Origin of the sequence: Buttiauxella sp. S19-1 (assembly GCF_022134725.1) — a bacterium.
GTDB lineage: Bacteria > Pseudomonadota > Gammaproteobacteria > Enterobacterales > Enterobacteriaceae > Buttiauxella > Buttiauxella ferragutiae.
This window is the reverse complement of record NZ_JAHWLU010000173.1, coordinates 1-6,404: the sequence shown is the minus strand read 5'-3', so window position 1 is coordinate 6,404 and position 6,404 is coordinate 1. Positions and strand designations below refer to the sequence as shown.

At 55.2% G+C, this 6,404-nt stretch carries 8 protein-coding genes; 1 reads left to right on the top strand and 7 read right to left on the bottom strand.

Going from position 1 to position 6,404, the window contains the following annotated elements:
* The 7 genes from rutG to rutA all read right to left on the bottom strand — a co-directional run.
* Window positions 1–1,321, bottom strand: a 1,321-nt coding sequence (gene rutG, locus MES37_RS22845) for a pyrimidine utilization transport protein G (protein ID WP_237932700.1), incomplete at its 3' end; no start/stop codon positions are given.
* A 28-nt stretch (window positions 1,322–1,349) separates the two neighbouring features.
* Window positions 1,350–1,844 carry an NADH-dependent FMN reductase RutF gene (gene rutF, locus MES37_RS22840; RefSeq protein WP_064548061.1) on the bottom strand — a complete coding sequence of 165 codons (495 nt, stop codon included), beginning with the start codon at window positions 1,842–1,844 and terminating at the stop codon, window positions 1,350–1,352.
* Between the two features lie 3 nt (window positions 1,845–1,847).
* Window positions 1,848–2,438, bottom strand: a complete 591-nt coding sequence (locus MES37_RS22835; protein WP_237932699.1) for a malonic semialdehyde reductase — start codon at window positions 2,436–2,438, stop codon at window positions 1,848–1,850.
* Window positions 2,435–3,247 (bottom strand): pyrimidine utilization protein D, encoded by an 813-nt coding sequence (gene rutD, locus MES37_RS22830; protein WP_237932698.1) that lies wholly within the window; start codon window positions 3,245–3,247, stop codon window positions 2,435–2,437. Before rutD ends, MES37_RS22835 begins: the two co-directional genes overlap by 4 nt.
* A gap of 3 nt (window positions 3,248–3,250) precedes the next feature.
* On the bottom strand, window positions 3,251–3,637 hold the full coding sequence (gene rutC / locus MES37_RS22825) for a pyrimidine utilization protein C (RefSeq protein WP_133522545.1): 387 nt from the start codon (window positions 3,635–3,637) through the stop codon (window positions 3,251–3,253).
* 14 nt (window positions 3,638–3,651) lie between these two features.
* Window positions 3,652–4,350 (bottom strand): pyrimidine utilization protein B, encoded by a 699-nt coding sequence (rutB, locus tag MES37_RS22820; RefSeq protein ID WP_064548053.1) that lies wholly within the window; start codon window positions 4,348–4,350, stop codon window positions 3,652–3,654.
* Window positions 4,350–5,441 (bottom strand): pyrimidine utilization protein A, encoded by a 1,092-nt coding sequence (gene rutA / locus MES37_RS22815; protein WP_133522546.1) that lies wholly within the window; start codon window positions 5,439–5,441, stop codon window positions 4,350–4,352. Before rutA ends, rutB begins: the two co-directional genes overlap by 1 nt.
* A gap of 383 nt (window positions 5,442–5,824) precedes the next feature.
* Here rutA and rutR point away from each other — a divergent pair.
* Window positions 5,825–6,404, top strand: a 580-nt coding sequence (rutR, locus tag MES37_RS22810) for an HTH-type transcriptional regulator RutR (protein ID WP_237932697.1), incomplete at its 3' end; no start/stop codon positions are given.

Here is a 6,404-nt window from a genome sequence, read left to right as displayed (position 1 = left end):
CCTGAGGCAGTGCGGCGCTGTCGCTGACAATCTGTGGGCGGCGGCTCAAAATGGCATTAAGAATAATGGCGCCAAACGTCGCCGTCCCGATGCCACCTAACGTGAAGCCTCCCAGCGTTAAGGCAAAATCGCCCGCGCCTAAAACCAGTGTCACTGCCACCATAATCAAGTTGCCGTTCTGGCTTAAATCAACGTGATGCTGTACCCAAATTCTGGCACCCGCCACGGCAATCAAACCAAACACCACGATGGATGCCCCACCGATAACTGCTGCGGGAATGGTGTGAATCAACGCGCCAAACTTTGGCGAGAAACCCAGTAACATGGCGATGCCCGAGGCGGCGACAAACACCAGTGTTGAGTAGACTTTGGTCACCGCCATCACGCCGATATTCTCCGCGTAGGTGGTCACGCCGCTACCACCCACCGAACCTGAAAGCATAGTCGCCAGGCCATCGCCAACAAACGCTTTGCCAATGTACGGGTCCATATTTTTCCCCGTCATTCCGGCGACGGCTTTTAAATGGCCGAGGTTTTCAGCGACCAAAATCACCGCCACGGGCGCAATCAACATCATCGCCTGCGCGTTAAATGTTGGTGTGGTGATTTGCGGTATGCCAAACCAGGCAGCACGACTGAGCAACGCAAAATCTACCGGTTTGCCGAAGCCAAAACCATTTGCCAGCACCGCGTAAATGACGCAAGCGAGGATCAAGCCAATCAGTATCAGCAGGCGCTGAATCATGCCGCGCGTAAACACCGCCACCAGGCCGATGCACAGCACGGTCATGACCGCCATCCAGCTATCAAAACTGCTGGTCGACACGCCGCGCACGGCAATTGGCGCCAGATTCAGGCCGATTGCCATCACTACTGCACCGGTCACCACTGGCGGCATTAACCGTTCAATCCAGCGTGTTCCGGCTTTCATCACCACAAAACCAATTAAGGTGTACACCAGTCCACAGGCGATAATACCGCCGAGTGCCACGCTCAAATGTGGGTTCAGCCCCTGGCCATTAAACCCGGTGACCGCAATCACCACGCCGACAAACGCGGCACTTGAACCTAAATAACTCGGCACCCGTCCACCGGTCACCAGGAAGAACAGTAGGGTGCCGACGCCCGACATCAAAATCGACAAATTAGGATCAAGCCCCATTAACAGTGGCATTAACACCGTGGCACCAAACATCGCCACCGCGTGCTGCACGCCCATCACCAGCGTCTGGCCGAGCGGCAGAGTTTCATCGGGTGCTATGACACCGCCTTCCGTTACCGCAGATTTTTTATGCCATTTTGGAAACCAGGTATTCGCCATAAGTCTCTCCAGCAGAGTGTTGTTTCGGCTAACAGGCAGGCCGCATCAGTTGGTGGTAGCCACGGTCAAACCACACCAGGCCATGGGTATCGTCGTTACGTTCAAGAGCTACTAATTCGCAAAATAAAATGTCATGAGTGCCGACCCCCACCACCTGGCTGATGCGGCAGTCGAACGAGACAATGGCCCCTTCCAACTGCGGGCAGCCAGTGGCACCGTGGTGCCAGCGAGCAGCGGAGAAACGCTCGGTCATGGCCGTTTTGCCGCCAAATAAATTTGAGAGGGCTTCATGTCCGGCGGCTAATGTGTTGACGCACAACGCCTGGTTGCGGCTGAAAATGGGCCACACGGAGGCGCTACGGTTAAGACAAACCAGCAGCGTCGGCGGGTCGTCGGTAACGCTGCACACCGCCGAAGCGGTAAATCCGGCGCGTCCCGCCGGGCCATCGGTGGTGACGATATTCACCGCAGCCCCCAGGCAAGACATCGCATCGCGAAAGACTTGTTTTTCGACCATATTCACTCCTCAGGCCAGGCTACAGGCCGTGTCAAAGGCTAAACGTGGCAAGCGGGTATGGGCTTTCCCCGGGTCGCCATAACCGATGTTAATCAGCAAATTGCTTTTCCAGCCGTTCGCGCTAAAAAATTCCGCATCGACCTTTTCACGCTCAAAGCCAGACATCGGCCCGGTGTCTAAACCGAGCGCACGACAGGCGGCAATCAGGTACGCCGCCTGCATCGAGCTGTTACGAAAGGCGGTTTCTTCAGCCAGTTCCGGGCTTGAGGTAAACCACGCGCGGGCATCGGCGTAAGGGAACAGTGTGGGCAACTGCTCATAGAATGCCGGGTCCCACGCCACGATGGCGGTAACGGGGGCACTCATGGTTTTGTCGATATTGCCTGATGACAACGCCGGTTTCAGGCGGGCTTTGGCATCACTGCTGCGCACAAACAAAAAGCGCGCGGGCGAGCAGTTGGCGGACGTCGGGCCAAGCCGCAGCAGATGGTAAATTTCGCTAAGTTGGGTATCGCTCACCGGTTTATCGAGCCACGCGCTGTGGGTTCGTGCGCCAGTGAACAAGGTTTCCAGTGCTTCGGAGGTGATGGCTTGAGTCATACAATTTCCTTATGCGAAGCGGATTCGGTGGTGAGCAGCGCGGCAAGTGCCGCAATCAGCATCGGGTTAAATTCACTGGCGGCGGTGACGTTGCAGGCATGCCCGCCCCACGGCAGGATTTCCAGCACGCTATGCGGCAGCGCATGATGCAACTGCTGCGAGCAATTCCACGGCACCAGCAAGTCGTCGCGGGAACAAATCACCAGCACTGGCTGACGGATGTTGGCGGCGGTGGTGTAAAAATCGGCGGTTTTTAACGCATTCAGGCGGCGGGTGAGGTTCTCTTGCCCCTGAAAATGTGCGTTGTGCAGGGCTTCTTCAGCTTCCAGTTGTGGTTGATGGGCGGCCATCCAGTCTGCCGGATAGAGAAACAGCGGTTGAGCCTGCAAATAGGCGGCGGGGCCGCTATCGCGCAGCAGCGTTTCACGCACTGCAAAACAGCGCCGCGTGTGGGCGTTGAGCTGCAACCAGCCGTTGATCACCGCTAGTGCATCAATAGCAGTCGGGTAATCCAGTGCCAGCTGCATGGCAACCAGCCCGCCCAATGCATGCCCGAGTACGCAGTAATGTTCGATGCCGTGATGCAACATGGCGCAGTGGATCTCCTGCGCCATATCCGCAAGCGAGTAATCAGCAGGTAGCGGTTGCTGATTGGCCCCCGTACCGCGCTGGTCATACACCACCAGTTGGTAGTACTCGGCCAGTGCCGCACGTTGTGGCAGCCAGTAACTGCCGCTGCCTCCCAGCCCGGCAATCAGCAGTAATACAGGCGCGCCAGGGAAGGGCGCGCGAGTCAGTTCAATCTGCATAGGCTATTTCCCTACATGGGCGACGGTGGCGATTTCGACCAGTGCGTCCGGTTTGACCAGACCACACTGGATACAAAATCGTGCTGGTTTGTCGCCGGGGAAAAACTCGGCATACACTTCGTTGATGGCGGCGTAATTCGTCCAGTCAGTAATAAAAATCGAATTAAACGTCACGTCATCCATGGTGCCGCCAGCGGTTTCAATCACTGACTTAATGGTTTCCAGCACATGGCGGGTCTGGGCTTTAGCATCACCGACATACACCACATTATTCTGCTTATCGAACGGCAGGGTGCCGGAAACATACACCACACCATCAGCCAGCGTACCGGGTACAAACGGGGCGATAGGCGTGCTGGTTGCTGGGGGGATAATCACTGATTTCGGCATCGTTTTTCTCCTGTTCAGGCAATTCGGGCAAGGGATTGTGGCTGCAATGCCTGGCAAAATGTGCCGACGTCGCTGACCCATCCAAAGAACGTTTCGATATTGAATAATGCGGCCTGCTGCGCAAAAGCTGGCCCCGCCTGGTGGGTGGCATCGGCGAGTACCACACCAAAATATTCAAGGAAAAAGCCGTCGCGTAGCGTCGATTCCACGCAGACATTGGTGGCGATACCAGTAAAGACCAGGTGGCGAATGCCGCGTGAGCGCAGCAGGCTATCCAATGGCGTGTTAAAGAAACCGCTGTAACGAGGTTTGGGTAACACAATGTCGCCCGCCTGCGGCACCAGTTCATCCACCAGTTGGTAATCCCAGCTGCCTTTTGCCAGCAGTGTTCCCTGTAGTTCTGGTTGCTTACGCATGGTTTTCAGTGCGTTAGATTTATGGAAGTTAGGCGAGCCAGGCCCGCCCGCTTCAACGTATTCGCTGTCCCAGCCGTTCTGGAACCAGACAATCAGCATGCCCGCCTGGCGCGCGGCGGCCACGGCGGTTTTGATATTTTCAATCACCGGTTGGGTAGCCGAAACATCAAATCCGGCTAAGTCGAGATAACCGCCTTTGCTGGCATAGGCGTTTTGCATATCGACGACGATCAGCGCGGTTTGTTCAACGCTGAAACTCATCGCTTCGGGGCGCGCCTCGAGCGTTATTTTCCTCATCACGCCACCTCACGCGTTGAAGGTGAAAGGTGAGCGCGCGACTGCATTAGCGGCTGGATTTTTTCACCAAACGCTTCGATGCCCACTAAAAAATCATCGAAAGTCAGTAAGACTCCTTCTGCGCCTGGCACGGTGGCCACTTCATCCAGCAGTCGGGCAACGGTGGCGTAAGAACCCACTAAGGTGCCCATATTGATATTCACCGCCGAGGTGGGATCCGCCATCTGGCGCACGTTGGTGTCAGCACCAGAACGGGTGTCTTTCTGGCTTTGTTCGGTTAACCACGCCAGCGCTTCTTCGTCAGCCCCGGCTTTGTAGTGTTCCCACCTGGCGCGTGCGGCTTCGTCGGTTTCATCGGCAATAATCATAAACAGCACGTAGGAACCGACTTCGCGACCGGTTTTTTCGGCGGCTTCAACCATGCGTGCGGCGGTGGGGGCGAAAGCGGTCGGCGTATTGACACCTTTGCCAAAGCAGAAGTTGTAGTCAGCGTATTCGGCAGAGAACGCCATTCCGGCGTCACTTTGTCCGGCACAGATCATTTTTACCGCTTTGGCCGGGCGCGGGCTTAAACGGCAGTCATTCATAGTGAAGAACTCGCCTTTTAAATCGCTGTGTCCGGTTCCCCACAAATCACGCAGCACCGTAGCGTATTCGGCAAGGTAGTCGTAGCGACGTGCGAAGTATTCGTCACCCGGCCAGATCCCCATTTGCTCGTATTCTGGTTTTTGCCAGCCGGTCACCAGATTGATGCCAAAACGGCCTGGGGCAATGGAGTCAATGGTCGATGCCATTCGCGCCACAATGGCGGGGGGCAACGTCAGCGTGGCGGCGGTAGCATAGATTTGAATGCGTGAGGTGACGGCAGCAAGACCAGCCATCAGGCTGAACGACTCCAGGTTGTGATCCCAGAATTCTGTTTTGCCGCCAAAACCACGCAGTTTGATCATCGAGAGGGCAAAGTCGAAATCGTAGTACTCCGCCTGTTGCACAATCGCTTTGTTCAGCTCAAAAGTGGGCATGTATTGCGGCGCGGTAGTGGAAATTAACCAGCCGTTGTTACCGATAGGGACGAATACACCAATTTTCATCTCAGGCCTCTCATCACAGGTGGTATACCCATCATCCTTCAAGCCGCAGCGGCGTTGGCTGCAGACGTTCGCCCCAGTCACTAACTCAAGTAAGCTCCTGGGGACAATCGTCCTTGACGCCTTGCTGCAACTAGAATGCTAATGGGTATTGATTTGTCATTTGTGTCTTTGCAAGCCGGATGCCAGGTTGGTAAAATTGTTTGTTATCATAATGTTGAAAATAGGTTTCTATTTTTGATGCGTTAAAATCAGACTGTTTGGTCAAAATGAGTGCACAAAAAACAGGCGCCATTGCGCTTTCAGGGTGCAAATGACGTGCAAACTGATCGTTGTCGCAGATAGGTTTTGTTATGCTGTCGGGCAAAACGGCATGGAGAGAGCGCATGGCACAAGGTGCGGCAGCAACGAAAGAGACCGGGCGGCGTGTTCGCGCAGTAGCGGCGAAAAAGCAGGCTATTCTGGCGGCAGGGCTGGAGTTTTTCTCACAATACGGCATTCACGGCACCAGTATTGAACAGGTGGCGGAACGAGCTGAAGTTTCTAAAACTAACCTTCTCTATTATTACCCCTCAAAAGAAGCGCTCTATGTTGCAGTGCTTAAACAGATTCTGGATATCTGGCTCGCCCCGTTGCGCGCCTTTCGTGAAGATTTACAGCCGCTGGTGGCGATCGGCGAATATATCCGTTTGAAGCTGGAAGTTTCCCGTGATTATCCGCAAGCCTCACGCTTGTTCTGCCTGGAAATGTTGCAAGGTGCGCCGTTGTTGAAAGCAGAGTTGAGCGGCGATTTGAAGTCGCTGGTCGATGATAAATCGGCGATCATTGCCGGTTGGGTAGAAAGCGGGAAACTGGCGGCGGTTGATCCACACCATCTGATTTTCATGCTGTGGGCGACGACGCAACACTACGCCGACTTTGCCAGCCAGGTTGAAGCGGTGGCAGGGAGCAATTTACAAGACGAAG

Bases quoted from the DNA above. Each gene is read 5' to 3' on its own strand.
- MES37_RS22835 (WP_237932699.1), bottom strand. From the start codon at position 2,438: ATGACTCAAGCCATCACCTCCGAAGCACTGGAAACCTTGTTCACTGGC.
- rutD (WP_237932698.1), bottom strand. From the start codon at position 3,247: ATGCAGATTGAACTGACTCGCGCGCCCTTCCCTGGCGCGCCTGTATTA.
- rutC (WP_133522545.1), bottom strand. From the start codon at position 3,637: ATGCCGAAATCAGTGATTATCCCCCCAGCAACCAGCACGCCTATCGCC.
- rutB (WP_064548053.1), bottom strand. From the start codon at position 4,350: ATGAGGAAAATAACGCTCGAGGCGCGCCCCGAAGCGATGAGTTTCAGC.
- rutA (WP_133522546.1), bottom strand. From the start codon at position 5,441: ATGAAAATTGGTGTATTCGTCCCTATCGGTAACAACGGCTGGTTAATT.